At 64.7% G+C, this 25,786-nt stretch carries 31 protein-coding genes and 1 tRNA gene; 16 read left to right on the forward strand and 16 right to left on the reverse strand.

Annotation, left to right across the window (positions count from 1 at the left end):
* Positions 1 to 217 precede the first annotated feature (217 nt).
* The 4 genes from msrB to J7347_RS08990 all read right to left on the reverse strand — a co-directional run bounded on the left by msrB (position 218) and on the right by J7347_RS08990 (position 2,486).
* Complete coding sequence (gene msrB, locus J7347_RS08975) at positions 218 to 616, reverse strand: peptide-methionine (R)-S-oxide reductase MsrB (protein ID WP_209161757.1); 399 nt, start codon at positions 614 to 616, stop codon at positions 218 to 220.
* 174 nt (positions 617 to 790) lie between these two features.
* Positions 791 to 1,462: a glutathione S-transferase family protein gene (locus tag J7347_RS08980; protein WP_209161758.1), complete on the reverse strand. Its 672-nt coding sequence runs from the start codon at positions 1,460 to 1,462 to the stop codon at positions 791 to 793.
* A gap of 83 nt (positions 1,463 to 1,545) precedes the next feature.
* Complete coding sequence (locus J7347_RS08985) at positions 1,546 to 2,040, reverse strand: hypothetical protein (RefSeq protein WP_209161759.1); 495 nt, start codon at positions 2,038 to 2,040, stop codon at positions 1,546 to 1,548.
* A gap of 74 nt (positions 2,041 to 2,114) precedes the next feature.
* A complete protein-coding gene (locus J7347_RS08990; protein WP_245173983.1) occupies positions 2,115 to 2,486 on the reverse strand; it encodes a hypothetical protein in 372 nt (123 codons plus the stop codon).
* 121 nt (positions 2,487 to 2,607) lie between these two features.
* Here J7347_RS08990 and J7347_RS08995 point away from each other — a divergent pair, with 121 nt between their 5' ends.
* The 5 genes from J7347_RS08995 to J7347_RS09015 are packed head-to-tail and all read left to right on the forward strand — an operon-like array spanning position 2,608 to position 5,981.
* The gene (locus J7347_RS08995; RefSeq protein ID WP_209161760.1) at positions 2,608 to 3,717 is read left to right on the forward strand and encodes an S-(hydroxymethyl)glutathione dehydrogenase/class III alcohol dehydrogenase; all 1,110 of its coding nucleotides are present in this window, start codon (positions 2,608 to 2,610) and stop codon (positions 3,715 to 3,717) included.
* A complete protein-coding gene (locus J7347_RS09000; protein ID WP_209161761.1) occupies positions 3,717 to 4,070 on the forward strand; it encodes a cupin domain-containing protein in 354 nt (117 codons plus the stop codon). The genes J7347_RS08995 and J7347_RS09000 overlap by 1 nt, the downstream gene beginning before the upstream one ends.
* A gap of 26 nt (positions 4,071 to 4,096) precedes the next feature.
* Positions 4,097 to 4,492 (forward strand): VOC family protein, encoded by a 396-nt coding sequence (locus J7347_RS09005; RefSeq protein WP_209161762.1) that lies wholly within the window; start codon positions 4,097 to 4,099, stop codon positions 4,490 to 4,492.
* Positions 4,492 to 5,346: an S-formylglutathione hydrolase gene (gene fghA / locus J7347_RS09010; RefSeq protein WP_209162075.1), complete on the forward strand. Its 855-nt coding sequence runs from the start codon at positions 4,492 to 4,494 to the stop codon at positions 5,344 to 5,346. Before J7347_RS09005 ends, fghA begins: the two co-directional genes overlap by 1 nt.
* Before the next feature lie 17 nt (positions 5,347 to 5,363).
* Complete coding sequence (locus J7347_RS09015; protein WP_209161763.1) at positions 5,364 to 5,981, forward strand: hypothetical protein; 618 nt, start codon at positions 5,364 to 5,366, stop codon at positions 5,979 to 5,981.
* Between the two features lie 6 nt (positions 5,982 to 5,987).
* On the opposite strand, the gene metW is transcribed toward J7347_RS09015, so the two are convergent.
* Together metW and J7347_RS09025 are read right to left on the reverse strand one after the other, a co-directional pair.
* Positions 5,988 to 6,581: a methionine biosynthesis protein MetW gene (metW, locus tag J7347_RS09020; RefSeq protein WP_209161764.1), complete on the reverse strand. Its 594-nt coding sequence runs from the start codon at positions 6,579 to 6,581 to the stop codon at positions 5,988 to 5,990.
* Positions 6,578 to 7,666: a homoserine O-acetyltransferase gene (locus J7347_RS09025; protein WP_209161765.1), complete on the reverse strand. Its 1,089-nt coding sequence runs from the start codon at positions 7,664 to 7,666 to the stop codon at positions 6,578 to 6,580. Before J7347_RS09025 ends, metW begins: the two co-directional genes overlap by 4 nt.
* Positions 7,667 to 7,743: 77 nt before the next feature.
* Here J7347_RS09025 and J7347_RS09030 point away from each other — a divergent pair, with 77 nt between their 5' ends.
* On the forward strand, positions 7,744 to 8,859 hold the full coding sequence (locus J7347_RS09030; RefSeq protein WP_245173985.1) for a histidinol-phosphate transaminase: 1,116 nt from the start codon (positions 7,744 to 7,746) through the stop codon (positions 8,857 to 8,859).
* Positions 8,860 to 8,865: 6 nt separating this feature from the next.
* On the opposite strand, the gene J7347_RS09035 is transcribed toward J7347_RS09030, so the two are convergent.
* The 4 genes from J7347_RS09035 to ftsE are packed head-to-tail and all read right to left on the reverse strand — an operon-like array spanning position 8,866 to position 11,778.
* Positions 8,866 to 9,546: a lysophospholipid acyltransferase family protein gene (locus J7347_RS09035; protein WP_209161766.1), complete on the reverse strand. Its 681-nt coding sequence runs from the start codon at positions 9,544 to 9,546 to the stop codon at positions 8,866 to 8,868.
* The gene (locus J7347_RS09040; RefSeq protein WP_209161767.1) at positions 9,543 to 10,073 is read right to left on the reverse strand and encodes a YdcF family protein; all 531 of its coding nucleotides are present in this window, start codon (positions 10,071 to 10,073) and stop codon (positions 9,543 to 9,545) included. Before J7347_RS09040 ends, J7347_RS09035 begins: the two co-directional genes overlap by 4 nt.
* Positions 10,070 to 11,038, reverse strand: a complete 969-nt coding sequence (locus tag J7347_RS09045) for an FtsX-like permease family protein (RefSeq protein ID WP_348521597.1) — start codon at positions 11,036 to 11,038, stop codon at positions 10,070 to 10,072. The genes J7347_RS09040 and J7347_RS09045 overlap by 4 nt, the downstream gene beginning before the upstream one ends.
* A complete protein-coding gene (gene ftsE / locus J7347_RS09050) occupies positions 11,035 to 11,778 on the reverse strand; it encodes a cell division ATP-binding protein FtsE (protein ID WP_245173986.1) in 744 nt (247 codons plus the stop codon). Before ftsE ends, J7347_RS09045 begins: the two co-directional genes overlap by 4 nt.
* Before the next feature lie 144 nt (positions 11,779 to 11,922).
* Between ftsE and J7347_RS09055 the strand changes: the two genes are divergently transcribed.
* Entirely contained in the window at positions 11,923 to 12,906 is a 984-nt protein-coding gene (locus J7347_RS09055; protein WP_209161768.1) for a zinc-ribbon domain-containing protein, read from the forward strand.
* Positions 12,907 to 13,022: 116 nt separating this feature from the next.
* Positions 13,023 to 13,109, forward strand: a tRNA-Leu gene (locus J7347_RS09060).
* Positions 13,110 to 13,169: 60 nt separating this feature from the next.
* On the opposite strand, the gene J7347_RS09065 is transcribed toward J7347_RS09060, so the two are convergent.
* From J7347_RS09065 to J7347_RS09075, 3 genes are all read right to left on the reverse strand, one after another.
* On the reverse strand, positions 13,170 to 15,242 hold the full coding sequence (locus J7347_RS09065) for an EAL domain-containing protein (RefSeq protein WP_209161769.1): 2,073 nt from the start codon (positions 15,240 to 15,242) through the stop codon (positions 13,170 to 13,172).
* A 246-nt stretch (positions 15,243 to 15,488) separates the two neighbouring features.
* A complete protein-coding gene (locus tag J7347_RS09070; RefSeq protein WP_209161770.1) occupies positions 15,489 to 16,730 on the reverse strand; it encodes an MFS transporter in 1,242 nt (413 codons plus the stop codon).
* Positions 16,727 to 19,330 (reverse strand): alpha/beta fold hydrolase, encoded by a 2,604-nt coding sequence (locus J7347_RS09075; RefSeq protein ID WP_209161771.1) that lies wholly within the window; start codon positions 19,328 to 19,330, stop codon positions 16,727 to 16,729. The genes J7347_RS09070 and J7347_RS09075 overlap by 4 nt, the downstream gene beginning before the upstream one ends.
* Before the next feature lie 61 nt (positions 19,331 to 19,391).
* On the opposite strand from J7347_RS09075, the gene J7347_RS09080 reads away from it, so the two are divergent.
* Both J7347_RS09080 and J7347_RS09085 read left to right on the forward strand, forming a co-directional pair.
* The gene (locus J7347_RS09080; protein ID WP_209161772.1) at positions 19,392 to 20,030 is read left to right on the forward strand and encodes a TetR/AcrR family transcriptional regulator; all 639 of its coding nucleotides are present in this window, start codon (positions 19,392 to 19,394) and stop codon (positions 20,028 to 20,030) included.
* Positions 20,031 to 20,137: 107 nt separating this feature from the next.
* Positions 20,138 to 20,512, forward strand: a complete 375-nt coding sequence (locus J7347_RS09085) for a DUF4440 domain-containing protein (RefSeq protein ID WP_209161773.1) — start codon at positions 20,138 to 20,140, stop codon at positions 20,510 to 20,512.
* Between the two features lie 76 nt (positions 20,513 to 20,588).
* Here the strand turns inward: J7347_RS09085 and J7347_RS09090 are convergent, their stop codons facing one another.
* Positions 20,589 to 20,825, reverse strand: a complete 237-nt coding sequence (locus J7347_RS09090) for a DUF2171 domain-containing protein (RefSeq protein WP_067684679.1) — start codon at positions 20,823 to 20,825, stop codon at positions 20,589 to 20,591.
* 241 nt (positions 20,826 to 21,066) lie between these two features.
* Entirely contained in the window at positions 21,067 to 21,417 is a 351-nt protein-coding gene (locus tag J7347_RS09095; protein WP_209161774.1) for a hypothetical protein, read from the reverse strand.
* 178 nt (positions 21,418 to 21,595) lie between these two features.
* Here J7347_RS09095 and J7347_RS09100 point away from each other — a divergent pair, with 178 nt between their 5' ends.
* From J7347_RS09100 to J7347_RS09125, 6 genes are all read left to right on the forward strand, one after another.
* Complete coding sequence (locus tag J7347_RS09100; RefSeq protein WP_067684683.1) at positions 21,596 to 22,648, forward strand: ribonucleotide-diphosphate reductase subunit beta; 1,053 nt, start codon at positions 21,596 to 21,598, stop codon at positions 22,646 to 22,648.
* 166 nt (positions 22,649 to 22,814) lie between these two features.
* Positions 22,815 to 22,964, forward strand: coding sequence for a hypothetical protein (locus tag J7347_RS09105; protein ID WP_209161775.1), 150 nt, complete (start codon positions 22,815 to 22,817; stop codon positions 22,962 to 22,964).
* Between the two features lie 183 nt (positions 22,965 to 23,147).
* Positions 23,148 to 23,456: a zf-TFIIB domain-containing protein gene (locus J7347_RS09110; protein ID WP_209161776.1), complete on the forward strand. Its 309-nt coding sequence runs from the start codon at positions 23,148 to 23,150 to the stop codon at positions 23,454 to 23,456.
* Positions 23,457 to 23,582: 126 nt separating this feature from the next.
* Positions 23,583 to 24,149: a hypothetical protein gene (locus J7347_RS09115; protein ID WP_067684689.1), complete on the forward strand. Its 567-nt coding sequence runs from the start codon at positions 23,583 to 23,585 to the stop codon at positions 24,147 to 24,149.
* Positions 24,146 to 24,439, forward strand: coding sequence for a PRC-barrel domain-containing protein (locus tag J7347_RS09120; RefSeq protein ID WP_209161777.1), 294 nt, complete (start codon positions 24,146 to 24,148; stop codon positions 24,437 to 24,439). Before J7347_RS09115 ends, J7347_RS09120 begins: the two co-directional genes overlap by 4 nt.
* A gap of 151 nt (positions 24,440 to 24,590) precedes the next feature.
* A complete protein-coding gene (locus tag J7347_RS09125) occupies positions 24,591 to 25,115 on the forward strand; it encodes a hypothetical protein (protein ID WP_209161778.1) in 525 nt (174 codons plus the stop codon).
* Between the two features lie 23 nt (positions 25,116 to 25,138).
* Here the strand turns inward: J7347_RS09125 and J7347_RS09130 are convergent, their stop codons facing one another.
* A complete protein-coding gene (locus J7347_RS09130) occupies positions 25,139 to 25,777 on the reverse strand; it encodes a hypothetical protein (protein WP_209161779.1) in 639 nt (212 codons plus the stop codon).
* Between the last annotated feature and the right edge of the window lie 9 nt (positions 25,778 to 25,786).

Below are 25,786 nucleotides of genomic sequence, written 5' to 3' on the forward strand. Positions count from 1 at the left end.
CGCCCAGCCGCTTGGCTCTTCCTTGGTACGTTTGGCCGCCGCTGCCCGATTGCTCGCGCCGCCTTTGCCGCGTCGGCTATCGTTGCGTCTCGCCAAAACCCGTCACCCGTCCTTACCTGCGATCCGCATGCATAGGCGAGTTGTAACTTTCGGTGAACGGCTAAGTTGCGAAACGCCCCCGAACTTTCGCTCCCGAATGTTCAAAGGCGACGCATAATCAGTCCTCGGGCTCGAAATCCAGAGAGGCGCTGTTGATGCAATAGCGCAGGCCATCCGGCCCCGGGCCGTCCGGAAAGACATGGCCCAGATGGCTCTCGCACTTGGCGCAGACCACTTCGGTGCGGCGCATGCCAAGGCTGGTGTCGCTGTGTTCCTCAACCGCGTCGCCATCGGCGGGCGCGGTGAAGCTGGGCCAGCCGGACCCGCTATCGTATTTGTCCTCGCTTTCGAACACAAGCTGGCCGCAGGCGGCGCAGTGATATTCGCCCGCCTGCTTGTTCTTCTCGTATTTGCCGGTGAAGGCCCGCTCAGTCCCCGCTTCGCGCAGGATGTGGTACTGCTCGGGCGAAAGCTTCTCGCGCCATTCGGCGTCGGTGAGTTCGAGTTTGTCGGTCATGGGATACTCCTTGCCCCTACAACCGACCAGAAAGCCGCCGGTTTCCGTAGAATTGACAATCCCCAGAACGGTCCGCGACCAGCGGACCGCGAGCGCGACCGCGCGCCCGCAGGTGCCCGACCAAAGGGAGGAACAGCACCGAGGAAACCGGCAAAGGCCGGTTCGCCCCTCAAACTACCCATCCACCATCGCATAATGCGATGGGGGGGGAACCCCTTCCATCTTCTCGGCCAGAAGGGGCCGGAAGCTCGGGCGGCTCTTGAACACGGCGTACCAGCCGCGCGCCTGATCGTGGCCGCGCCAATCGATCCCGCCGAGATAATCCGCCACCGAAACCTGCGCCGCGGCGGCGAGGTCCGCCAGGCTCATGGTCGAGCCTGCCAGCCAGCTGCGATTGTCCACCAGCCAGTCGATATAGTCGAGATGGCCGTGCGCGCGCTTCATCGCTTCGCGCAGGATGCGGCCATCGGGCGGCTGGCGCAGCACCAGGCGTTTGGTCATCTTTTCGTGCAGCAGCGGCGCGACCACGTCGGCGTAGAAATTCTCTTCGAACAGAGCGACCAGCCGCCGCGTCTCGGCCCGCGCCAGGGCGCTGCCCGCCAGCATGGGCGATCGTTCGACCGTCTCTTCGAGATATTCGCAGATCGCCCGGCTGTCGCACAGCGCGATGTTGCGGGCCCTGTCTTCCAGCACGGGCACGCGCCCGGCATCGTTCAGGCGCCACAGATCGTCGCCCTCATCCCACGGTCGGCGCTGGACCAGATCGTAGGCTATGGATTTCTCGCCCAGCAGGATGCGGACCTTGCGGCTGAACGGGCAAAGGGGGAATTGGTGGAGTGTCCACATAACGAATGCGCCTTGCCGCAAGTGTGGGCGATAATCCACACCCCAACGCGCGGGGAATCAAATTGATGCGCGAAACGTCCGCGTCAGTCGCGCGGCAGGGCGCTCTCGACTCGATCTTCCAGAGTGCGAACCGCATCGCGCAGGACCGGGAGAAGCGCGGCAATCCCGTCGCTGGCATCCGCCATCCGATCCATCGCGCGCGGCAATTCCTGCGCCACCCGCGCGGTGACCTCACCGGCGCGAGGGCTCATCCGGCGCAACGTGAGATCGGGATCGACCGGGCGGCGCGGCACATCCGCCGCATCGGCGGTGGCTTTGGCGAGCGGCTCGATCAGCGGAGCGAGCGGCATATCGAGCAGTATCTCCGACAGCACAGCGACGGTCGCAGCAACTTCGTTTTGTGTGCGCGGATCGGACAGGCGCTGCGACAGCGATTCGAGCGGCGTTTCACTTTCGGGCGCGGCCGCGTCGAAATCCGGCAGGACGATCGCGGTGTCCGCTCTCACGTCAGCATCCGCCTGGGCCGCGACGGGCGCGGCGAAGAGGGCGAGAGGCAGGGCCAGGATTACAGGGCGCATAGGGGACGACTCGATTGTTCGGGACTGTCGGAAACTATCGGACCATCGGCGTGAACCCGGCCTGACAGCGCGTGTCAGAGGCCCGACAGGTCGAGCAATTGGAGGCAGGCGGGCATCACCGCCGACAGGGCTTCGGGCCCGCCGCGCGCCAATTCCTGCGTTTCGCGCATGGCGAGACTGGTGACGAGGTCGCGCGAGAACCGCGGATCTTCCATCAGCGCGGCCATGAACCGGACGAAGAATTCCTTCCCGCGCGGATCCATCGCCGGATAGGCCAAAGCGGCGGGATCGCCCGCCTGCTGTCCCTGCGCCACGAGCGCGAAGGCCACACCGCAGCGCAGCCCGGTCGTCTGTTCGAGCGAGAGCTGCGGCGCGTCGGCGGCGGGAGGAGCCGGCTGCGCGGCGAGAGTGAGACTTGCGGCGGCGGAAGCGAGAAGCGACATCATGCCCTCCCCCTAGCGATGCCGCGATGAACCGCCAACGACAAGCGGCGCGGCGTTGCGCGCATCCATTGCTCCTGTATCTTTTCGCGCCTAGGTGCGGGGCGAAAGAGGAGACCACACGCTTATGAAAACCCGCGCCGCCGTCGCCTTCGAAGCCAAGCAGCCGCTCGAAATCGTCGAACTCGATCTCGAAGGCCCCAAGGCGGGCGAAGTCCTGATCGAAATCATGGCGACGGGCATCTGCCACACCGACGCCTACACGCTCGATGGGCTGGACAGCGAAGGGCTGTTCCCAAGCGTCCTCGGCCATGAAGGTGCCGGCATCGTGCGCGAAGTGGGCGCTGGCGTGACCAGCGTGGTGCCGGGCGATCACGTCATCCCGCTCTACACCCCCGAATGCCGCCAGTGCAAAATGTGCCTGTCTGGCAAGACGAACCTGTGCAGCGCGATCCGCGAGACGCAAGGCAAAGGCCTGATGCCCGACGGGACGACGCGCTTCAGCTACAACGGCAAGCCGATCTATCACTATATGGGCTGTTCGACCTTTTCGAACTTCACCGTCCTGCCGGAAATCGCGGTCGCCAAGATCCGCGAAGACGCGCCCTTCCACACAACCTGCTATGTCGGCTGCGGCGTGACGACGGGCGTGGGCGCGGTGGTGAACACGGCGCAGGTCAAGCCGGGCGACAATGTGGTCGTGTTCGGATTGGGCGGCATCGGATTGAACGTGATCCAGGGCGCCAAGATGGCGGGCGCGGACCGGATCGTGGGCGTCGATATCAACAACGACAAGAAGACCTGGGGCCAGCATTTCGGCATGACCGATTTTGTGAACCCCAAGGAAGTGGACGACGTGGTCGCCACGCTCGTCGCCATGCTCGACGGCGGGGCGGATTACAGCTTCGACTGCACCGGCAACACCACTGTCATGCGCCAGGCGCTGGAATGCTGCCACAAGGGCTGGGGCACCTCGATCGTGATCGGCGTGGCCGAAGCCGGCAAGACGATCGAAACCCGGCCCTTCCAGCTGGTGACCGGCCGAAACTGGCGCGGCACCGCGTTCGGCGGCGCCAAGGGCCGGACCGACGTGCCGAAGATCGTCGACTGGTACATGGACGGCAAGATCCAGATCGATCCGATGATCACGCACGTCCTGAAACTGGAAGAGATCAACAAGGGCTTCGACCTGATGCATGCGGGCGAAAGCATCCGCAGTGTCGTCGTGTTCGACTGATGGGAGCCAAGGTTTCCCTGACGGACAAGTTCGCGACGTTCAGCGAGATCTGGGCGCCGCGCATCGTCGCCCGCTATGAGGGCCACGAGGTGCGCATCGCGCGGCTCGACGGCGAATTTGACTGGCATGCGCACGATCACGACGAATTGTTCCTGTGCCTCGACGGCACGCTCGACGTCGAATTCCGCGACCGGACGGAGACGCTTGGGCCCGGCGAACTACTCCTGATCGGGAAGGGCGAGGACCATCGCCCGGTCGCCTCGCGCGGCGAAGTCAGGCTGTTGATGCTGGACCCCGCCGGATCGCCCAATACCGGCGATCACGACACCGCGACGGTCGCGGTCGACGCCTGATTCACAAGCTCAAGAGGAGAAACGCAATGTTCAATCACATCATGATCGGCACCAACGACATCGCAAAGTCGAAGGCGTTCTACGAAAAAGTCCTGGCCGTGCTCGGCGGGCGCAATGCGATCGACAACACCAGCGCCAGCGGCCACCAGCGCGCGATCTTCATCCATGACGGCAACACCTTCATGCTGACCCAGCCGATCGACGGCGAAGCGGCGACGTGCGCCAACGGGATGACCATCGGCTTCAAATGCGATTCGCCCGAACAGGTGAAGGAACTGCACGACGTGGCGGTCGCCAACGGCGCGACCAGCATCGAAGGCCCTCCCGGACCGCGCGACGCCGGACAGCTCGGCACGATGCACCTTTCCTATTTCCGCGATCTGGACGGCCACAAGATCTGCGGCATCCACCGCGAAGCCTGATCGCCATGGAAACGCTGAGCCACAACCGCTCGCACGAGGGCGTGCAAGGTGTGTATTCGCACGCCTCGCAGGAAACGGGGACCGAGATGACATTCTCGGTCTTCGTGCCCCCGCAAGCCGCCGAACTCGCGGCTGGCGCGAAGCTGCCAGTGCTGTGGTATCTTTCGGGCCTGACCTGCACGCATGCCAACGTCACCGAGAAGGGCGAATACCGGGCGGCCTGCGCCGAACACGGTATCGTCTTCGTTGCGCCCGACACCTCCCCGCGCGGTGACGACGTGCCCGATGCCGAAGACGAGTATGATTTCGGCAAGGGCGCGGGCTTCTATGTCGATGCGACCGAAGAGCCCTGGGCGAAAAACTACCGGATGCGCAGCTATATCGAGCGCGAACTGCCCGACCTGATCGCGGCGGAATTCCCGGTCGACATGCAGCGTCAGGCAATCACCGGTCATTCGATGGGCGGCCACGGCGCCTTGACGATCGGCCTGCGCAATGCGGATCGGTTTCGCTCGATCAGTGCGTTCAGCCCCATCGTGGCGCCCACGCAGGTGCCGTGGGGCGAAAAGGCGCTGGGCCGCTATCTGGGCGACGACCGGGATGCCTGGCGAGACTACGACGCGGTCGCTCTGATCGAGGACGGCGCGCGGCACGACCATATCCTGGTCGATCAAGGCACGGCGGACAATTTCCTCGACGAGCAGCTCAAGACGGGCCTCCTCGCAATGGCCTGCGCCAAACAGGGCATGGAGCCCACGATCCGCATGCAGGAGGGGTACGACCACTCCTATTATTTCATCTCCACCTTCCTGGCCGAGCATGTCGCCTGGCATGCGGAACGCCTGCGCGGCTGAACGCGGGGACCGCAACGATGCTCGAATTCTTCCGCGCCAATCAGGGGCTCATCAGCGTCCTGCTCAGCATGGCAATGCTGGTGGTCTGGGTGGTCTATCTGCAGATCCTGCTGGTCCAGGTACGGGCCTCGCGCCGCTCGTCCATCCTTATCACGCGTGCCGCCGGACGGGGCATGCGCAGCCGCTGCCTCGTCACCAATATGAGCAGCCAGTCGCTTTACGTCACCAGTCTGATCGGCATTCTGCATGCAGGCGACAAGCAGATAGAGATCGCGCTGACCGATCTGCGCGAATTGCCCGAGGATCTGGGCGCCGATCCGCGCTCGACCATGCGGCAGGGCAGCCTTTCGACCGGTCAGTATCTCGATATCGGCCATTTCGACGATATCCTCGAAGTGATGCTGCGCGACGATGAAGCCGCCGGGCTGGAGCGTGAGGACGTGGCCCAGCTCGATCTGATCGTGGTGGCCTTCTACGCGCCCGAATCCCTGCCCGTGGGGGCGCGGCGCAGTTTCCAGTTCCGGTGGGAATCGCCCAGCGGCACCCGCGTCCAGCCGAGCAGCCTCAGGACCGAACAGATCCGCGGGCGTCGCCAGCGCAAGCGCCTTTTCCAGGCCGTCGAACGCCATATGTGAGCGCCGTCAGGCGAGTTCGAACACCGCAAATTCCGCGCGCAGATTGGCTCCCGCGCCGCCGATAGGCCGCTTGCCTGAAAAGAACCATTCGCCTTCGATACGCGCGCCCTTGGCCCGCGCCAGATCGCGGAAATCCGCCACCGTCACATGGTGGATGTTCGCCGTTTCGTACCACGTCACCGGCAGGGCGCGCGTTACCGGCATCCGCCCGCCGAACATCAGCGCAGCGCGCGTGCGCCAGTGGGCGAAATTGGGGAAGCTGACGAAGGCCCGCGTGCCGACGCGCAGCAATTGTTCCAGCATCCGGTCGGGCCGCGCCGCGGTCTGCAATGTCTGGCTCAGCACCGCATAGTCGAAGCTCGCATCGGGATAATCGGCAAGGTCGCGATCGGCATCACCCTGCACCACGCTGAGGCCGCGCGCCACGCAGCGTTCGACGCAGGCTCCGTCGATCTCGATCCCGCGCACGTCGCAATCCTTGTCGCGCAGGGCCAGCATCAGCGCCCCGTCGCCGCAGCCTATATCGAGCACCCGGCTACCCGGCGCGACCTGCCCGGCGATGGCTGCAAGATCGGGTCTTAGACCAGAGGATCGGCTCATTCGACGAACCCCTTCACCACCCGGTCCAGCGCGGGCACGTCGAGCAGGAAGCTGTCATGCCCGAACGGCGCCGACAATTCGACGAAGCTGACCGGCGCGCCCGCCGCATTCAGCGCGTGGACGATATGGCGGCTTTCCGCCGTCGGATAGAGCCAGTCGCTGTCGAAACTGACCAGACAGAACCGCGCCGGACTGCCCGCAAAGGCCTGCGCCAGCGATCCGCCGTGCTCCTCCGCCAGATCGAAATAATCCATCGCCCGCGTGATATAGAGATAGCTGTTCGCATCGAAGCGGCGCGTAAAGCCGCTGCCCTGATAGCGCAGATAGCTTTCGACCTGGAAATCGGCATCGAAGCCGAAGCTCTTTTCCGGGCGATCCTGAAGATTGCGCCCGAATTTTGCGGTCAGCCCATCTTCCGACAGATAGGTGATATGCGCCGCCATGCGCGCCACGGCCAGCCCGTTGTCGGGCGTATCGGCGCTGTAATAGTCGCCCTGACGCCAGTTGGGATCGGCCATGATCGCCTGCCGCCCGAGTTCGTGAAACGCTATGTTCTGCGCCGAATGGCGGCTGGTCGAAGCGATCACGAGCACGCGCTCCGCCCGATCGGGCCAGTTCGCCGCCAGGCTCAGCGCCTGCATCCCGCCCATCGATCCGCCGACCACTGCGTGCAGCCGCTCGATCCCCAGCGCGTCGAGCAGGCCGACAAGGCCGCGCACCATGTCGCGCACGGTGATGACAGGAAAGCGCATGGCATAGGGCGCACCGTCCGACGCGATACTGGCCGGGCCGGTGGAGCCCAGACAACTGCCGATGACATTGGCGCAGATGACGTGATAGCGATCCGTATCGATAGGCTTGCCCGGCCCCACCATCCGTTCCCACCAGCCGGGCTTGCCCGTCAGCGGATGGGTGCTGGCGACATACTGATCCCCCGTCAGCGCATGGCACAGCAGGATCGCGTTCGACCGGTCGGGCGCCAGTTCGCCATAGGTTTCGTAGGCGATGCGCGCCTCTGCCAGCGTCCCGCCCCCGTCGAGCGGCAGGGGATCGGGCAGGGTCAGGTTTTGGGGTTCGAAGCTCAAGCGAGGGGTTCCAGCAAAAACGTGCGGGGGCTCCTCTAACCTTTCCTCCCAAGCTTGTCGAAGGACTGCTTTCCGTTATGGCGAAACCCATCATGGCCGACCGCCCCACTCCCAAGCCGTGGATCGACGCGATCCATCCCTATGTCCCCGGCAAGGCGAAATCCGCCGACGGGCGCGAGCTGATCAAGCTGTCCGCGAACGAGAACCCGCTGGGATGCAGCCCTGCGGTGATCGACGCGCTGGCATCCGCCCATTCGCCCGCGCTCTATCCTGATCCCGACGCCAAGGAATTGCGCGCGGCGATCGGCGCGCTGCACGGGATCGATCCGGCACGGATCGTGTGCGGTACGGGTTCAGGCGAGCTGTTGCATGGCGCGGTGCAGGCCTTTGCGGGAACGGAGGACGAGGTTCTGTTCTCGCGTTATTCCTTCTCGCTCTATCCCCTGCTCGCGCACAAGGTCGGGGCCGAGCCGGTGCTGGCGGAGGCGAAGGATTACGGCGCCGATGTCGATGCGCTGCTCGCCGCCTTGAGCGAGCGGACCCGCGTCGTCCTGCTCGACAATCCCAACAATCCGATCGGCAGCTGGCTCGATGCGAGCGAAGTCGCGCGGCTCCATGCGGGGCTGAGGCCGGATATCCTGCTGGTGGTCGATCAGGCCTATGCCGAATTTCTCGCGCCCGATATCGACGATGGCGGCATGGCTCTGGCGGCGCGCCATGACAATGTGCTGGTCACGCGGACCTTTTCGAAAGCCTATGGCATCGCGGGCGAGCGGGTCGGCTGGGCCACCGGCGCGCCCGCACTGGTCGATATGCTCAACCGCCTGCGCGGCGCATTCAACGTGACGGGCGGGGGCCAGCGCGCCGCGCTTGCCGCGATCGAGGATCAGGATTTCGTTCGCGCGACGCAGGAAACGAACGCTCAAGTCCGGACACGCTTCGCCGACCGGATCGCAAATCTCGGCAATCACGGCCTGTCCGTCGTGCCGAGCGAGGCGAACTTTTCGCTTGTCCTGTTCGAAGGGGCCTTGCGCGCGGAGGCCGCGATGGGCGCGCTTGCCGATGCAGGCTATGCCGTGCGCCACCTGCCGAGCCAGGGGCTGCCCCATGCGCTCAGAATCACGATCGGGACGCAGGCGCAGATGGACGAGGTCGCCGCCATATTGCAGCGCGAGGCCGAAGCCGCAGGCTAGCCCGCCCTACCCGTTCAGCGCGTTGATTTCGGCCAGTACCCGCTGTTCCACCTCGGCGCGCGGCAGGCCGGGAGGAATGGGCTCGCCGAAGCGGTAGGTGATGGTGCCCCGGCGCTTCAGCCCGCGATGGTAGATCGGCCCGCTATCCACCGCGACGGGGACCACGGCCAGCCCAAGCATCTTGTAGAGCCCGGCAAAGCCCGATTGCAGCGCCCGCACCTCGCCATGCGGCACGCGCGTTCCTTCGGGAAAGATCACCAGCGGCCGTCCGTCCGCGTTCAGCGCCTTGGCCGATCGGATCATGGCGCGCAGCATGGTCGCCCCCGCCTCGCGCGAAACCGGCACCAGTCCATAAGCCAGCGCGGCCCTGCCCCATCCGGGTATCGAGAAAAGCTCCTGCTTGGCGAACACGGCGGGCGTGTCGAACAGGGTCGGCGCGTCGATCGCTTCGAAGAAGCTTTCATGCTTCACCGCATACAGCACCGGCTCGTCCAGCGGTGCGCCTTGGATCTTCAGCTCGACGCCCAGCAGATTGACCACGCACCAGCGTTGCAACCCGCTCCAATTGCTGACGCGGCGGCGGAACACCTCCCACCCGAACGGGATCGACAGCAGCGCCGCCGATGTCACCACGATCGAACCGAGGTAGAAGACGAGGTAGAACGCGATATTCCGCAGCACGATCATGCCGGTATCCCCTGCGATACCGTCGCCAGCAGCAGCTTGTTGTATTCGAGGAATAGCTGACGGAAATCGGGATCGGACGGCACCGCATCCTCCACGATAGTCACATCCTCGGGCAGCGCGCCGCGCATTTCCGATGCCGCGCGGCGCATGTGCCAGTCGGTGGTGACGAGACGAACGGTCTCGACATCGTTATCCTTCATCCACTGCGCCGCCTCGCCCGCATTGCTGCGCGTATCGACGGCAAGAAAGCCGAGCGTCACGCAGCATTCCATCTCGCGATCCGTCACGTCGAATTCGGCGGCGAATTCGCCCGGCTTCACCTCGGGATCGACGCCGGAGACCAGCATGCGCCGGGCATCGCCTTCGCGCAGAACCTCCAGCCCGCGCGGAATGCGTCCGCTGGCGCCGGTGGGCACGATCACCGCATCGGTCTGCGCATCCTCGAGCGGCTGCGGCAAAGTCACCGCGAACCCGATGAAACCGAGCGCGTAAGCGAGAACGACGAAGGCGGCGAAGCGAAGGATCACGGCATCTTTCCGAGCGAAGCCAATACCGTCATTCGCGCGGTGAGCAAGGCGATTGCCGCGCCCGCCACCGGAACGAGAGCGAGCAGGAGCCAGTCGACCGGGTCGAGGCCTCCGCCAGCCACCATGCCCGATTCCAGCGCGGCGAACTGCGCGCCGAGCACTTTCAGCGCAATCGCGCCGAGCACCAGGCCCACCGCCCCGCCGATCGCGGCATCGATGATGGCCGAACGCTGGAAGATGCGCGCGATCTGCCCATCGGTACCGCCCAGGAGATGCACCACCTCGATCGTTCCGCGATTGGCGTTGAGCGCATTCCTCGCCGCCAGCCACACGGCGGCCGCGCTGGTGAAGGCGAGCAGTACGATCAGGCCGAGCGCGAGCCAGCGCAGCGCCGAAATCGCATCGAATACCGGGCCCAGCCACTGGGCCTGCGCATCCACCCGCGCATCGGGCGCGATCGGGCCGAGCGCGGCACGCAGATCGTCCAGAGTACGCGCATCCGCCGCGCCGCTCAGATCGACGTCGATAAGCGCGGGCAGCGGCACCGCCTCGCTGCGGACGCCGCCGCCCAGCCACGGTTCGATCAGCGCCTGCAATTCGGCATCGGGCACGCGGCGCATGCCCTGCACGATCTCCATATCCTCCAGCGCGGCAAGCGCCCGGCGCGTCTGCGCATCGCGCAGGGCCGGATCGGCTTCCACGATCTGGACCGTCACGCCGCCGGCCAGATCGCTGCGCGCCTGCGCGGCGAGATTGGCCATGGCGAGCGCCCCGCCCGCCGCCAGCACGGTCAGCGCGACCATGATCGCGATCACCCACGGCATCGGCCCACCCAGCCGGGTACGCGGCAGCATCTGCGACGCGGCCCGGCCGCGAAACGGCGCCAGCCCGCGCTCCCACGCCCGCGCCGCGACCGAGGATCCGGCAGGCGGATTTGCGTTTGGCAGGAAAGACGGGCGCTTCACGCGTCCTCTCCCGACAGCTCGCGACGGGGCGGAAAGCGCAGCGCGCCGGTGGGATCGGACAGATGCCCCTTGTCGAGCCGCATGATCAGCGAATCCGGCACTTTCTTAAGCAGCTGGACGTCATGCGTCGCGACCACCACGGTCGTCCCCAGACGATTGAGCGCTTCGAACAGGCGGATGAGCTTCAGCGCCATTTCGGGATCGACGTTTCCGGTCGGCTCGTCCGCGACGAGGAGATCGGGGCGACCAATCACGGCCCGCGCGATCGCAACACGCTGCTGCTCGCCGCCCGAAAGCGTCGCCGGGCGCGCATCGGCGCGGTGGCCGAGACCGACCCAGTCGAGCATGTCGAGCACGGGCTGCGTCAGGTCGTCCTCGCGCACGCCCGACACGCGCAGCGGCAGCGCGATATTGTCATAGGCGGACAAGTGATCGATCAGGCGAAAATCCTGGAAAACCACGCCCAGACGGCGGCGGAAGGAGGGCAATTGCGCGCGCGGCTGGGTGATTACATCGCGTCCGAACATGCGGATCGCGCCGCGCGACGGGCGCTGCGCGAGATAGAGCAGTTTCAACAGCGAGGTCTTGCCCGCCCCGCTCGCGCCGGTGAGGAAATAGAACCGGCCGGGAAACAGGGTGAAGGACAGATCGCTCAAAACCTCGCGATCCGTGCCGTAGCGAAGGCCGACATTGTCGAAGCGCGCGACTTCTTCCTCGCTCCGGTTCACAGCGCGGTTCATCGCGCCAGCCCGCCCATTTCACCCGAACACATCATCCGTCCGGCGCTATAGCGGCGCATCGATGTGGAAAAAAGGCTGCATAGGGCCTGTGTTCACGGTGGCACACTTGTTGCGATTCGCGCACGGGTCTAGGAATGGTCCGTCATGATAATCGCCTGCCCCGCCTGCGCCACGCGCTACGTCGTGCCCGACAGCGCGATCGGCGTGGAAGGCCGCACGGTCCGCTGCGCAAAATGCAAGCATAGCTGGTTTCAGGACGGCCCCGAAATCGCGACCCCCGAAGCGGGTGCGAACCGCGCGGGCGATACGGCCCCCGGGACTGGCCCCGCTCCGGCCTCGCCTGCGCAAAAGCGGGAGGCGGTTCCCGCGTCCTCCTCGCCCGAAGCAGACGCGCGCCCCCATTTCGGCGATGCGCCACCCGCCGCGCCGCGAAACGCCCCGCCCGCGGCTGCGACAAACCCTTCCGCCGACAAGCGAACGGACCCGTCGCAGCCGAATGCGCGCGATAGCGCTGACGACAGCGAACCCGATTTCTCGTCCGCATCCGATCGCGATGAATCCGATGCCGATCCGGCGGCCATGGGACCGAGCTTCGACGAGGGCGATCCGCCCTACGGCGCCCTGCCCGACGCGCCACCGCGCCCCATAGTCTATGACGACACGGTCAGCCAGTTCGATTACAGCCCGCCCTTCCGCCCGCGCCGCAATTACGTCAAACTGTGGACCTGGGCGGCGGGGATCTTCGCCATTCTGGCGCTGGGCACGGTCGTGGCTGCCAACACGTTCGGCCTGCCATCCTGGATGCCCGTCGATCGGCCACTCTTCGCCGTGGCGGAGCCCGATCTGGAGCTGGAATTCCCGGTCGAGGAGCAGGAGCGGCGGACGCTTCCCAACGGGACCGAATATTTCGGCGCGCGGATCATCGTTACCAACACCGCCCGCGAAACGCGCGACGTGCCGCCGATCCTGATCGTCCTACGGGACGGGCGCGAGCGGATCGTGTTCAGCTGGGAAGTCACGCCGCCGCAAGCGTCGCTGGCCCCGGGCGAATCGATGACGATCAACGAAGCGATGACCGATGTGCCGCGCTCCGCCGTCTTCGCCGATATCGGCTGGGCTCCGCGCTGAACGCGCCCGCAGGGGGCCTGGCGCACACCACCTGTCCAAAACGCTTGCGGCACCCCCGCACCGCTGCTAGGGGCGCGCTCCTACCGACGCGGGGGCCAGCGCCCCCACGGTCATGTGCGGTCGTGGCGGAATTGGTAGACGCGCAACGTTGAGGTCGTTGTGGGCGCAAGCCCGTGGAAGTTCGAGTCTTCTCGACCGCACCATTTCCGGTCAAAAGGGGGCACTGTTCCCTCTGACCGTGCAATAACGGCAACGCCGTCAGCCTATTGCCGGGAAAAACGATTCCCTAATTCGGCGAATGCCGGAAGGCTCTTGAGCCCTGCGTCAGCCCGACGATTTGCAGGATGCTGTACATGGCTGTCCAGCCACGCAAGCAGGTTCGCAATGTCCATCGGTCGCGCAAAGGCATAGCCCTGCGCCAGTCTGCATCCCATGCTTTCCAGCGTCAGGCAGTCTTCGGCCGTTTCGATTCCTTCGGCGATGCATTCCAGATCAAGCGTTTTGCACAGGCCCATGATCGCGGTCACGATCTTTTTGACGCCCGGCTCGTCCAGCTTGCACACGAAGCTGCGATCGATCTTGATCTTGTCGATGGGGAGCCGGCTGAGATAGCTCAGGCTCGAATAGCCGGTGCCGAAATCGTCGAGCGCGATCGAGATCCCCATGCCCCGCAGGCGGTGGATATGGGCAATCGCAGTATCGTATTCGCGCATCAGCGCGGTTTCCGTAATCTCGAACGTGATGCGATCGGGAGCGACACCATGACGTTCGATGGCCGCAATCAGCCCATCGATAGTGCTCGACCTCCCGATGTCGAAGGTCGAAAGATTGAATGACAGGCCGACGTCTTCGGGCAGCTTCGCCATGCTCGCCAGCGCTTTTTCGAACAGCGTCGTGGTAATGCTCTTCATGAGGTTCAGGCGCTCGCCCGTATCGATGAAGCGTGTCGCATCTACGCGGCCGATCTGAGCGTTGTTCCATCTGGCGAGAGCCTCGACGCCGCGCACCTTCGCGGTGGTCAGATCGAGGATCGGCTGCAGCGCGATCTCCAGTTCGTCCGCAAGGTCGGCGCCCAGCAGGGCCGCTTCGAGTTCGCTGTCGGTGCGCAGGCGCGTTTCGAGATCCAGCGTGAAGAAGGCAAAGGTGCCGCGCCGATCCGCCTTCACGTCGTACAGCGCATAGTCCGCGCGATCGAACACCGAATTCGCGGTCGCTCCGGAATAGGGGAAGGTCGCAAACCCGATGGAACATCCCACCGACAGGCGATGGCCGTCGATCTGGAACGGTCGATTGAGCAAGGCGATGACGCGTTCCCCGATCGCCTTCGCAGCGGTCTCGTCGTCTTCGATCAGGAGACCGAATTCGTCACCGCCAAGGCGAGCCACCAGCAAGCTGTCGCTGCGCAACGATCGCAGGCGTTGGCCGACCGCGACGAGCAATTTATCGCCTGCGGTGTGGCCGTAAATGTCGTTGACCTGCTTGAAGCGATCGAGATCCAGCACTCCGACCACACACTCCCGCTCTGCCTCGGCAGAGCGCGCGACCCGGTCTTGCAGATCGCTCAGAAACAGTCGCCGGTTGGGAAGACCCGTCAGCACATCCGTCATGGCGAGGCTGGCATTCTCGCTCGCCAGGCTTTCCGCCTCGCGGCGGCGCATCGCCAGTTCGGCCCGCGATGTGATCAGCTCGGTAAAGTCCTCATGCGCATTGAGCGAGACGCGGATCATCAAGGTGGTGACCATGGCCGCGATCAGGGCGATCAGCAGGAAGATCTCGCTCCCGACGAATGCCTGGTAGATCATATAGGGCACCATCGTCGTCAGATGCACCAGCAGCGCGGCCTGCGGCAGATGCATCAGGCAGAAGATGCAGCCGATCGCGGTCATGATCAGACAGATCGTCACGCCCGCGCGCTGGAGGGGACCGCCGGACGCATCGAGCAGAAACGCATATCCGAGATAAGAGAGGCAGATCGGGAGAACCGCCAGAGTGGTCCGGCGCAGAAGCGCCTTGGCGTCCGACACGCTGATTTCGGACGGGTCGGGAAGAAACCACAGCCACCACACCATGCGGGTGGTGCAGACAGCCACGAACAGTCCGGAAACCAATCCGACAATCAGGCGAGGCGCGCTGTCCGCCGTGAGATACACGCTCGCCGCCGCGATGATGACCAGCAGCAGATACAGCAACGGTACCTGACGCTTGAGATTGGCGTATTGGCCGATCAGGACTTCCGGATCGTCCGAAAAAGCCCAGCTTTTCGGCTTGAGCCAATGCGCATCGACCCATCGCCTGCGCGCAATTGGCGCGCTTGAACGCTCTGCCTGTCGTGACATTGGCTGTCGTGACACTACCTGTCGTGACACTGGGAATAAGCCTCCGGTTCGCGACCCCGGAACCTCCAGTTTATAGCAGGTTTACGAACAAGGACTTAAATCCGAGGCTACACCCAGGCAAGGTCTATCGACCCGCCCCCCGCCGTAAGCAATTGGCGCGACGTGGCTTTCTTCAAGCTGAGGTCAGAGCCATCCGGACACGGCCGAAATCATCCCGACGGGCCGTACGCGACCGCGTCCGGACGCCTATTGCGCCGACATGTCGGCATGCCCCCGCTTCGGGATCGCGAGATAGGAGACGAATGCCGCACCCATCACGCCGGCCGCTATCGCCAGAGCGAGATCGTAGGATTGCGTGGCGTCGTAAAGCGTGCCGAAGCCTACGATGCCGAGAGCCGTTCCCAACAGCGAAATCGTCAACAGCAGACCGAACAGGAGGCCGAAGGAATCGCGCGGAAATTGCTGGGCGACGAAGAAGCCGATCGCATCGACTTCCATACCCTGCATCAGCCCCACGAAAACCATCGCAGCGATCGTCATCCAGGCGGGCGCGCCCGAGAGGAACATCAGGCAACCGGCAGCCGCGATCAAAGTGACGCTCGCTGCGATATAGCGGGCATCGCCGCGGTCGAACAGCCAGCCGATGCCCACCCGCCCGACCAGCACGACGATAGCGTAGAGAGAGATCAGCGGCGCCGTGTCCGTCACGCCGTTGAAGAGCAGTAGCGGTTCCAACTGCGTCAAAACGCCGGATGTCGGGACATTCGTGCAGAACACCGAAACGGCAAGAGCGACAAAGGCGCGCGAGCGGATGATCGACCAGATGCGCCGCTTCGAAGCCGGATCGCTTTCTTTTGCCATCGGTTCGGGCACGATCGGCTGATCCTTGTCCGTGCGGTCCTTCATGAAGACCAGGATCACCGGCGCGCCGACACCTATCGCCAGCGCGGCAAGCGTCAGATAACCGCCCATGATGCCATGCGATGCCAGCATATAGGCGATGAGCGGCGTAAACAGCAGCGCACCGATGGAGGCACCCGCCGCCATGATGCCCAGCGCCTGTCCCTTCGCCCGGTCGAACCACCCGGTGATGACGCGCGAAAACGTCAACGCAGTCGCACCGGGGGCCACGACGCCCAGAAGGGCCGACAACACGACGAATTGCCAGTACGGCCCAGTGACCTGCGACAGGGCGGCGAAGACCAGACCGATCGCAATGGTGCAGATCCCGGCGACGATCCGCGCGCCGTAGTGGTCCGCCAGGCGTCCGATCAGCGGCGCCGACAAGGATCCGAGCAGGCCGAGCGCTGCCCCGGCGGAAATCTCGCCACGGGTCCAGCCGAACGTTTCGGACGCGGGCACGACGAAAAGGCTGGAAGTGTAGAAATAAAGTCCGGCCCCCACGCCGATGCCGACATGGCCGCTCGCCACGATATGCCAGCCGCGCTGCCATTCCTGCCGGGTCGAAAGGGCCGTGGGGGAGGTCACTCGGGCCGATCGCTGGGGAAATCGAGAGCACGTTCGCGGATCCAGTCCGCAACCGTATCCGGCTGTGTCACGGGGATCATATGCCCGCCCTCGATCAGTGTCAGATCGGCTCTGGGTACGGCTGCGACGAAAGCCTCGCCCTGCGCTTCCGGGTCGAGCACCGGATCGTCGCGACCGAACAGGACCGATACCGGCATCTCCAGCGACGGATAGCGCGCGACCATACTGGGCAGATCGGCGGGCGCTGCGTTCAGATCGGCGCTTGCCGCCTGGAAATTGCCCGGACGGGCCAGCAAGGCCCCGCCGCCACGGGTCGCAAAATCATCGGGCGCTGGTTCAGGGGCAAAGGCGGCTTGCGCGCCCTTCTTGCCGCGCAGCATCATCATCGGGGTAGCCAGAGTCCACGCCACGGCGAGCCGTGCTGTGGGCGAGGCAATGGCGAGCCCGTCGAACGCCTCCGACACTTCGTCCATCGGGTGCGTGAGCGGAGCCAGTAGAGCGAGACCGCCGACCTGGTCGGGCCGATCGAGCGCGAGAGCGAGCGCGACCGCGCCGCCCAGCGAATGGCCGACCACGAGCGGGCGGTCGAGGCCCAGCGTCTGCAAGGCATCGCCGATATGCGCCGCCTGGCTGCGGATCGTGGCGCTGTCGATCGGGTCGGAATAACCAGAACCCGGCCGGTCGATCAGGATCACGCGATGATCGCTCGCCAGCTTGTCGAGCAGCGCATAGGAGAAATTGCGCATCTGTCCGGCCAGGCCGTGGATCATCACGATCGTCGGGCCGGATCCGACGTCGCGATAATGAACGCGCTTGCCGTTGACGCGGACGAAGCGGCCATCGGCCGGAACCGCTGCCTGCGCCCGCGAACGCGACAGCGCGGCAAACCCCACGAGAGCAGCGCCCCCTACCAAGCCCGCCAGCGCGGCACCGCCGCCGATCCGAGCCGCCAGGGCAAGCGCCGCCCCGGCGCCGCCGGAGGACGCACTGCGTTTAACGCCGCGCCGGGCGATCAGTGCGGCAGCCGAGGCTCCGATGCCGGAAGCTGCGGCCACGGCCACCGGTTTGCGATTGGATGTGGGGGCCACCGCATCATCCAGAACCTGCCCGGCTTCGATGAAATGCATCGTGCCGTCGGCGACGGGCGAGAGCTTGTGCGAGGCCAGATCGAGCGCGTAATTCTGGTGCACTTTCCACGGTGCTTCCGATCCCTGTTTGGGCAGCACCTTGGCCGCACGCTGGACATAGCCCGAGGTGAAATCGAGCATCGGCTCGGGCTCGATCCCCAAATGAGCGGGCCGCGGCAGGCAGGCCACCTTGTCATGCGCGTCGAGGTAATTGATCAATCGACAGGCGTGGCGCGCAGACAGGTCGCATTTCAGCGTCCAGCTGGCATTCGTGTATCCGAATGCGAGCGCCATGTTCGGCACCCCTTCCAGCATCATGCCCTTATAGACCAACCGGTCGGCAGGATCGACGCGTTCGCCGTCCACGAACAGTTCGACTCCGCCCACCATGGTGAGCGTAAGCCCGGTGGCGGTGACGATGATGTCAGCGGGCAATTCCCTGCCCGAAGTCAATGCGATGCCCTCGGGCGTGAAACGCTCGATCGTATCGGTGACGATTTCGGCATCACCATTGCGGATGGTGTCGAACAGATCGGCATCGGGCACCAGGCAGATGCGCTGGTCCCACGGATTGTAGGACGGCTCGAAATCGCGCTCCACAGGGTAGCCCTCGGGAAGCTGTTCGCGCACGCCATCGAGGATGGCGGCCTTGACCTTGGCAGGCTTGCGCCGCGCATAACCGTATGTCGCGATGCCGAGACCGACGCTCTTCCACTTGGTAATGCCGTCGGCGAGCGCCTTGGGCAGATGTTCGTGCGTCCAGCGGGAAATCGCATCTTCCGACGGACGGGCGACAATATAGGTCGGCGAGCGCTGGAGCATGGTAACCTTCGCGGCGGTGCGAGCCATCGCCGGCACCAGCGTTACCGCCGTCGCACCGCTGCCGATCACGACCACGCGCTTGTCGGCATAATCCAGATCTTCCGGCCATTGCTGCGGATGGACGATCTCGCCCCCGAAACTCTCCGCGCCCTCGAAATGCGGCGTGTGGCCGCCTGCGTAATCGTAATAGCCGCTGCCCATATAGAGGAACGAGCAGGCGACATGACGCGTCTCGCCATTTTCCTCGATCTCCAGCACCCACTCGGCATTTTGAGTGGACCAGCGCGCCGCCACCACCTTGCAATCGAAGCGGATGTGCCGATCGATACCGAATTTCTGCGCGGTATCGACGATGTAATCGCGGATCGCCTCGCCATCGGCGATGGCGCGATCGCTCGGCCAGGGGTGGAAGGGAAAGCCCAGCGTATACATGTCCGAATCCGAACGGATGCCCGGATAGCGGAACAGATCCCAGGTGCCGCCGATCGCATCGCGCGCTTCGAGGATCGCGTAGCTCTTGCCGGGGCATTCGGTGGAAACGCGGTAGCCCGCATCGATACCGGAAAGCCCAGCGCCCACGATCAGGACATCGAAACGCTCCGAGATGTCGGCAGAAGAAGGGGTTTGACGTGTTTCGGCGGCACTGGCCATTTTAGCGTTCCATCGGCAAGAGGAAGTCGGATCGCTCCGATCTGGAAATAGGTGTTATCACTTGGCGAAGGCGACGACAAGCGCAACCGGGCAAGGCCGTACTTATGGCGGGCAATCGTCCGGCGAGCGACGGGCCGAACGGCAGGAGCGGCTGATCAGGGCGGCCGTCGATACCTATGGCGAACAGGGTTATCGCCGTACCACGGTGGCGGACGTCTGCCGGGCGGCCGGCCTCACTCCGCGCTATTTCTACGAATCCTTCGCCAACAGCGAGGCGCTGTTGATCGCGGCTTACGAAGCGGTGACCCGGATTGCCCTGGAAACCGTGCAGGCGGCAGCATCCGGGTTGGGCGAAACCGAGCGCGAAGCGCGCCTGGAAGCGATGCTGCGGGGATATTACACCTTGCTACGCGAAAAGCCCGCAGCCGCTCGCGTGTTCGTAACGGAAATGTCGGGCATCAGCGCCGCGGTGGATGCGGCTTTCGAACGGGGGCTTGCAGAATTCGCTCGAGTGCTGGCTCTGACTCTCGATCCCGATGGGCGCAAGACCGGCGCGAACGTGCTGCGCGAAACGGGCGCGATGCACGGGCTGCTCGCGATCGCCCGGATCTGGATCGCCCACGGTTGCAACGAGCCGGTCGCCGAGGTGGTGGCAATCGCCAAGCCGTTTTGCCGGATACTGGTCTCGCAGGACGCCTGACCGGTTTCGGACAGGCCGAGCCACAGCTTGTCTCGCGCGATCGGGTGTGAACCGCATGGCTCTTCGACCGTTGCCTGATCGAACGGACATTATCGAGGAGACCATCCGTGAACGACGAACGCATCTGGGAATTCGAGCGCGAATTGTGGCTGGGAGGCGGCGACGTCTACCGGGAAAAGGTGTCGCAGGACTGCGTGATGGGCCTGCCGCAGCAGCCGTTCCTGTTCGACCACGAAGCTGCCACCAGGGCGGTCGAAAGCACGCCGGTTTGGAGCGAGGTCGAATTCGCGGACACGCGCGTGACGCGGCACGACGAAGGCCTGATCGTCATCGGTTACCGCGCGCATGCGAAGCGCGAGGGGAGCGATTATCATGCGGTCTGCACCAGCACGCTCCAGCGCCTCGAGCATGAGAACTGGGTGGTGATCCAGCATCAGCAGACACCCTTCGGCATCGAGGTGAAGGACCCCGACGCGGCCTGACTTGCCGCCGCCGGACGCGAAAAACCCCGCCGGTCGCGAAACCGGCGGGGTTTTTCATGCTCTATTGCGAGGCGGTTCAGGCGTTCGCCTTGTTCCCCAGCCCGGCAGGAATGCGTGCGCCTTCCTTGAGATAGATGCGGTTATCGTCGATCTTTTCGACATCATCGACCGGGATCATGTGGTGGATGCTGTCCGCGCTGTCGGACTTCGTCAGCTTGATGTTGTCGCCTTCGACATCGTCGACCGTGCCGACGTGCTGGCCCTTCGAATCGGCGATTTCCATGTGTTCCTTGATGCGGATCTTCTCGAACATAAATTACCCTTTGGTATAAGTTGCTTATACCTGAACAACGGGTCGCCTCGCGGACCGTTCCTCGGTTCGTCGCCGCCCAGCCACGGCCTGGTGACAATCGGGCGGAAACCGGGCCGCGGCTCCCGAATCAGCATTCCGGGCCAAAGAAAACGCCCCACCGGGGTCGGCGGGGCGTCGGGGTGCGGGCTGGCCCGCAAAGGGGAACGGGCCGGACCCGTCCTGCCCCAAACGTGTGCGGCGATCAGTCGCCCGAGATCGGGCGATTGCCGTCCGCCTTGGCGCGCGCTGCCGGATCGGCGGAGGTTTCGCCCACCGCGTTGCCGCCGCCCTTGGTGCCGTTCTTGGCCCCGTCGGTCGCGATGTCCTGTTCCATCTGGCCTTCGCGGTCCTTGCTGTTGCCGTAGGCGACCTGCGACTTGTTTTCCTCGGGGCCATCCTTCGAATCGCCCTTCGACGCGCCCGCCTGCTGTTCCTGTTGGCGCGCTTCGCCTTCGCGGTGACCGGTGCGGTCCGGCTCGCCCGGGGCGCGCTCGTTCGAAAGCGTCACGTCGCGGCTGTCCTTGGGCTCGTATTGTCCTTCATAGGTGCTCATTGGAAAAATTCCTTTCACCCGCTCAACGCCCGCGCCACCCACAGCGTTCCGCGCAATGCAACCCCGCCGGTCGCAAATTCTCCCCGGCTTATCCCCGCCGAATCACCAAATAGCGGGTTCGAAAATGCGCCCGGATGCTCTATATGTTCCGGTTCACACGAAGACCCGGAGACACAAGATGTCGTTGCTCGAAGCCCGCAAGACCTACAAGCCGTTCGAATACCCCTGGGCTTACGAGTTCTGGAAACGTCAGCAGCAGATCCACTGGATGCCGGAAGAAGTGCCGCTGGGCGAGGATTGCCGCGACTGGGCGCAGAACCTCACCGATCACGAGCGCAATCTGCTCACGCAGATTTTCCGATTCTTCACCCAGGCCGATGTCGAGGTGCAGGATTGCTACCACGAGAAATACGGCCGGGTGTTCAAGCCGACGGAAGTGAAGATGATGCTCGCCGCCTTCTCCAATATGGAGACGGTGCACATCGCCGCCTATTCCCACCTTCTCGACACGATCGGCATGCCTGAAAGCGAATACGGCATGTTCCTCGAATACGAGGAGATGAAGGACAAGCACGATTACCTGCAGGAATTCGGCGTCGACAATGACGAGGATATCGCCCGCACGCTGGCGATGTTCGGCGGCTTTACCGAAGGGCTGCAGCTGTTCGCCAGCTTCGCCATGCTGATGAACTTCCCGCGCTTCAACAAGATGAAGGGCATGGGCCAGATCGTGAGCTGGTCGGTGCGCGACGAATCGCTGCACTGCGAAGGCATCACCCGCCTGTTCCACGCCTTCTGCGCCGAGCGCGACTGCCTGACCAAGGCGGTGAAGGAAGACATCATGGACATGTGCCAGAAGACGGTGCGCCTGGAAGACGCCTTCATCGACCTCGCCTTCGAACAGGGCCCGGTGACGGGTATGACCGCGAAAGAGATCAAGCGCTACATCCGCTACATCGCCGACTGGCGGCTGGGCCAGCTTGGCCTGCAGCCGATCTACATGGTGGAAGACCACCCCCTCCCCTGGCTCGCCCCGCTGCTGAACGGCGTGGAGCACGCCAATTTCTTCGAAACCCGCGCGACCGAATATTCCAAGGGCGCGACCAAGGGGAACTGGCAGGACGTCTGGTCGAGCTTCGACAAGCGCAACAAGGCGCGCCCCGCCAACGAGGAAGCGGATGCGGACGATCAGGGTCCGGGGCTGTTCGGGGACGTCGAGGCGGCGGAGTAATTCTAGGCCGGGGCTTGGTTCAGGTAATCTGGCGCTGCGCAGCTCCAGGGTGCCCTGGCCCATTCCCCGCCCGTACTGGCGCAAAGGCAGAAACCGTAATCTCTTCCATAGCTTGAGTGAGTGCGAGCCGGGTATTTTCCCACTCGCACCAACCAAGGACTACACCATGGATCAGAAGAACCAGAAGCCCGCCCAGAACCAACAGGGCGATAAGGGCAAGTCCGACCACGATGCGCAGCAGCGCCAGCAGAACGAAGGCGGTGCAAGCCAGAAGAGTGACGACAAGTCGTCTGAGACCCCGCGTCAGCCCAAGTAAGCGCTGAACCCAATGCGCCGCCCGTTACCGGCGCCAAGCGACGGCCGCTCCTTCGGGGGCGGCCGTTGTCGTTGTGGGCATAGGCGTGCAGCGGCGCGTGCATCATCGCCGCACGGTTGCGCTTGATAGCGGCACGCAGACCAACCACTTGCGAAAACGAATTCGACCCTGAGAGGATTTCACATGCGAACCGAAGCCGAAGTCGCCGCCATGCCGTGCCCCGTCTGTGCCGTCCCGCTCGCCATGAGCGATCGGCAGGGGGTCGAGATCGATTACTGCCCGCAATGCCGCGGCGTGTGGCTCGACCGCGGCGAGCTCGACAAGATCATTGAGCGTAGCGGCCCGCAAATGGGCGGGGGCCAGTCCGGCGGTCGCGCCCGCCCGGCACCCAGCTACGCCCAGCATGGCGGCCACGGCCATTCGGGCTATGGCCATGGTTACGGCAAGCCGCAAAAGCGCAAGAAGAGCTTCCTCGAAGAATTGTTCGACTGACCTGGTGGCGAACGGCTCGGACCGCTTGCGAGATCTGCTAATTCCTTATTTTTTCGGAACTTTCCGGTAGCCCATGGGCTCTAGCTGTGTCGACACTATCCGTCGGCGCGACAGACAGGGACCAACATGGCAGAAATTCCGGTAGAGAAGAAATCCAACCTGTCCTGGCTTTGGTGGCTGTTGCTGCTGGCCGGGATTATCGCCCTTCTCTGGGCGATCTTCGACAATGACGATGACACGCCCGACGTGCTCGAAGAAGATACCGCCATCGTCGCAAACGACGCCGCGACCGACGTCGAAACCGTCGATCCGGTCGACACCGGCATGGCGGCTGACGCGACCGGTACCGTCGTGACCTTGGACGCGCTGTCCTCGCTCGGCGATCGCATCGGCGACGATGTCAATCTCGACACCGTTCCGGTGAATCGCGTGATCGGCGACATGGGCTTCACCGTGGGCGAAGGCGCCAACGAAACGCTCATCCGCTTCGACCAAGTGCAGACGCCCGAAACCGCTCGTGAAGGCCTGATCGACGTCAATCCCGGCTCGACCGTGTCGCTCGCCGGCAACGTTCAGGCGCTCGACCTTTCGAACATGCCGCAGTCGATCCAAGCCGATCTGGAAGGCGGCAACGACGCCTATATCCGCGCCGCGCGGGTGAATGTGCAAAATGGGGGAGTAAACCCGCGATGAAACATGATGACCGCTTCAACGAATTGACCGGCCTGTCCGATTGGCAGCTGGAAAACGAAGATCAGGACATAAGGGGCTGTCCCGTGCGCTCGCGCACCGGCGAGAGCTACGGCAAGATCGAGGATATGCTGGTGGACAAGGACGGCGAACGCGTCGTCGCCGTCCGCATGGACGATGGTCGCCTGGTCGGTGTCGAACATCTCGACATCCACGACGATTCGGTGACGTATCGCGATACCGGACCGGCGGCGGACACCCGCTACACGCGAGTTCGCGCACGCAGCGTCTGATCGATCACGCGCTACACTACGACAAAGGGGCTCCGGAGCGATCCGGGGCCCTTTTCGTGTGGGGCGTCTTGAGAAGCCCTGCGCAGGATCGCGGCAAGCAGATCGATGAAAGCATTTTCCTACATCGTGCGAATCTGCTTCATCCTGTGCGATGCAGCGTACTTCTCCCGATCCTGTCGAAACCGGCGATGGAGCCGCGGCCCGCACCCGCCGCCGCCTGCCCGCCTTCCATCCCCTGCCCTGCGCCCGGCATGACGGGTGGACGGCGGCGCGTCAGGCGGATTTCATCGGGATGCTCGCCGAAACGCGCTCGGTCGAAAAGGCGGCGCGGGCGGTCGGGATGGGGCGGGAAAGCGCCTATCGCCTGCGCCGTCGGGCCGGGGCGGCGGGCTTCGCCGCCGCATGGGACACGGCGCTGGGGGTGGCGCATGATGCCGTGGACCTGGCGAGTACGAAAGCCACAGGGCTCGCGCCGTATGAGCGGATGAAGCGCGGGCTGGTGCAGGTGTGGATGCATCGCGGGCGCTATCGGGGAAGCACTTGTAAACCGGACATAAATGCCCTGCTTCAACATCACGCGGCGATGGAGCGCGCGGCGCGGATGCTCGACGAAAGCGGGCGGGAGCTGTCCGGCTTAGAGCCCGCCGATCGTGTCAACGCCCGGCATCCGGCATGACGGCGCCGCGCGGCCCTGCCGCCTCACCAGCCCCAGGCCGGCGGCGGCGCGGCAACCGGGCGGGCCGCGTCGAACGCGACGCGGAACAGCCGGGTCGGATCGTTGCGGCGCGTCAATTGGTAGGCGAAGCGCGCATCGGGCTCGCCCGCCGGATCGACCTCGACGCGCCAGACATTGGTGAGCGAGAGGTCCAGCCCCTCCCGCTCGAACAGCGCGATCGAATAGGGATCGACCGGGAAATCCTGCGCGCCCGGCGTCCCCTGATCCGACGTATCGCCGCCATACTGCGTCACCGCATCCACGCTCCCATCGGCATGGCGGTGGTCGTGTTTCAGCCGCAGCCCCTCGGCAGTGCGGCTGACCAGCCAGGTGCGGCTGCGGTCCCACCCGCCGGCCTTGTCCGCATCCTCGATATGGAAGGCGATCGCGATGCGGGCGGGCGTACACTCGGCCCAGTGGGCCAGCATCCGCTTGCCGCGAAACGCTTCGTCGCGCGCATCCTCGGTGGCGAGCGAACCGGCATAGGCGTTCCCGCAATGGCTCTCCAGAGCGTCCCAGAACGCCTGCTGCGGTGCGGGCAGCGGCGGCGCGGAAGGCGCCTCGGCAGTAGCGACACAGGCCGACAGGGGGAGGAGGGCGGTAAGAAGAGCGGCACGGTTCATGGGAGGCGA

The sequence above is a fragment of the Erythrobacter sp. A6_0 genome, assembly GCF_017744235.1.
In the GTDB taxonomy this organism is placed as follows: domain Bacteria; phylum Pseudomonadota; class Alphaproteobacteria; order Sphingomonadales; family Sphingomonadaceae; genus Qipengyuania.

Bases quoted from the DNA above. Each gene is read 5' to 3' on its own strand.
- J7347_RS09055 (WP_209161768.1), top strand. From the start codon at position 11,923: ATGATAATCGCCTGCCCCGCCTGCGCCACGCGCTACGTCGTGCCCGAC.
- J7347_RS09130 (WP_209161779.1), bottom strand. From the start codon at position 25,777: ATGAACCGTGCCGCTCTTCTTACCGCCCTCCTCCCCCTGTCGGCCTGT.
- J7347_RS09095 (WP_209161774.1), bottom strand. From the start codon at position 21,417: ATGAGCACCTATGAAGGACAATACGAGCCCAAGGACAGCCGCGACGTG.
- J7347_RS09035 (WP_209161766.1), bottom strand. From the start codon at position 9,546: ATGATCGTGCTGCGGAATATCGCGTTCTACCTCGTCTTCTACCTCGGT.
- ftsE (WP_245173986.1), bottom strand. From the start codon at position 11,778: ATGAACCGCGCTGTGAACCGGAGCGAGGAAGAAGTCGCGCGCTTCGAC.
- metW (WP_209161764.1), bottom strand. From the start codon at position 6,581: ATGAGCCGATCCTCTGGTCTAAGACCCGATCTTGCAGCCATCGCCGGG.
- J7347_RS09100 (WP_067684683.1), top strand. From the start codon at position 21,596: ATGTCGTTGCTCGAAGCCCGCAAGACCTACAAGCCGTTCGAATACCCC.
- msrB (WP_209161757.1), bottom strand. From the start codon at position 616: ATGACCGACAAACTCGAACTCACCGACGCCGAATGGCGCGAGAAGCTT.
- J7347_RS08980 (WP_209161758.1), bottom strand. From the start codon at position 1,462: ATGTGGACACTCCACCAATTCCCCCTTTGCCCGTTCAGCCGCAAGGTC.
- J7347_RS09105 (WP_209161775.1), top strand. From the start codon at position 22,815: ATGGATCAGAAGAACCAGAAGCCCGCCCAGAACCAACAGGGCGATAAG.
- J7347_RS09125 (WP_209161778.1), top strand. From the start codon at position 24,591: ATGCAGCGTACTTCTCCCGATCCTGTCGAAACCGGCGATGGAGCCGCG.
- J7347_RS09000 (WP_209161761.1), top strand. From the start codon at position 3,717: ATGGGAGCCAAGGTTTCCCTGACGGACAAGTTCGCGACGTTCAGCGAG.
- J7347_RS09030 (WP_245173985.1), top strand. From the start codon at position 7,744: ATGGCGAAACCCATCATGGCCGACCGCCCCACTCCCAAGCCGTGGATC.
- J7347_RS08990 (WP_245173983.1), bottom strand. From the start codon at position 2,486: ATGATGTCGCTTCTCGCTTCCGCCGCCGCAAGTCTCACTCTCGCCGCG.
- J7347_RS09110 (WP_209161776.1), top strand. From the start codon at position 23,148: ATGCGAACCGAAGCCGAAGTCGCCGCCATGCCGTGCCCCGTCTGTGCC.
- J7347_RS09065 (WP_209161769.1), bottom strand. From the start codon at position 15,242: ATGTCACGACAGGCAGAGCGTTCAAGCGCGCCAATTGCGCGCAGGCGA.
- J7347_RS09115 (WP_067684689.1), top strand. From the start codon at position 23,583: ATGGCAGAAATTCCGGTAGAGAAGAAATCCAACCTGTCCTGGCTTTGG.
- J7347_RS09120 (WP_209161777.1), top strand. From the start codon at position 24,146: ATGAAACATGATGACCGCTTCAACGAATTGACCGGCCTGTCCGATTGG.
- J7347_RS09075 (WP_209161771.1), bottom strand. From the start codon at position 19,330: ATGGCCAGTGCCGCCGAAACACGTCAAACCCCTTCTTCTGCCGACATC.
- J7347_RS09005 (WP_209161762.1), top strand. From the start codon at position 4,097: ATGTTCAATCACATCATGATCGGCACCAACGACATCGCAAAGTCGAAG.
- J7347_RS09015 (WP_209161763.1), top strand. From the start codon at position 5,364: ATGCTCGAATTCTTCCGCGCCAATCAGGGGCTCATCAGCGTCCTGCTC.
- J7347_RS08985 (WP_209161759.1), bottom strand. From the start codon at position 2,040: ATGCGCCCTGTAATCCTGGCCCTGCCTCTCGCCCTCTTCGCCGCGCCC.
- J7347_RS08995 (WP_209161760.1), top strand. From the start codon at position 2,608: ATGAAAACCCGCGCCGCCGTCGCCTTCGAAGCCAAGCAGCCGCTCGAA.
- J7347_RS09090 (WP_067684679.1), bottom strand. From the start codon at position 20,825: ATGTTCGAGAAGATCCGCATCAAGGAACACATGGAAATCGCCGATTCG.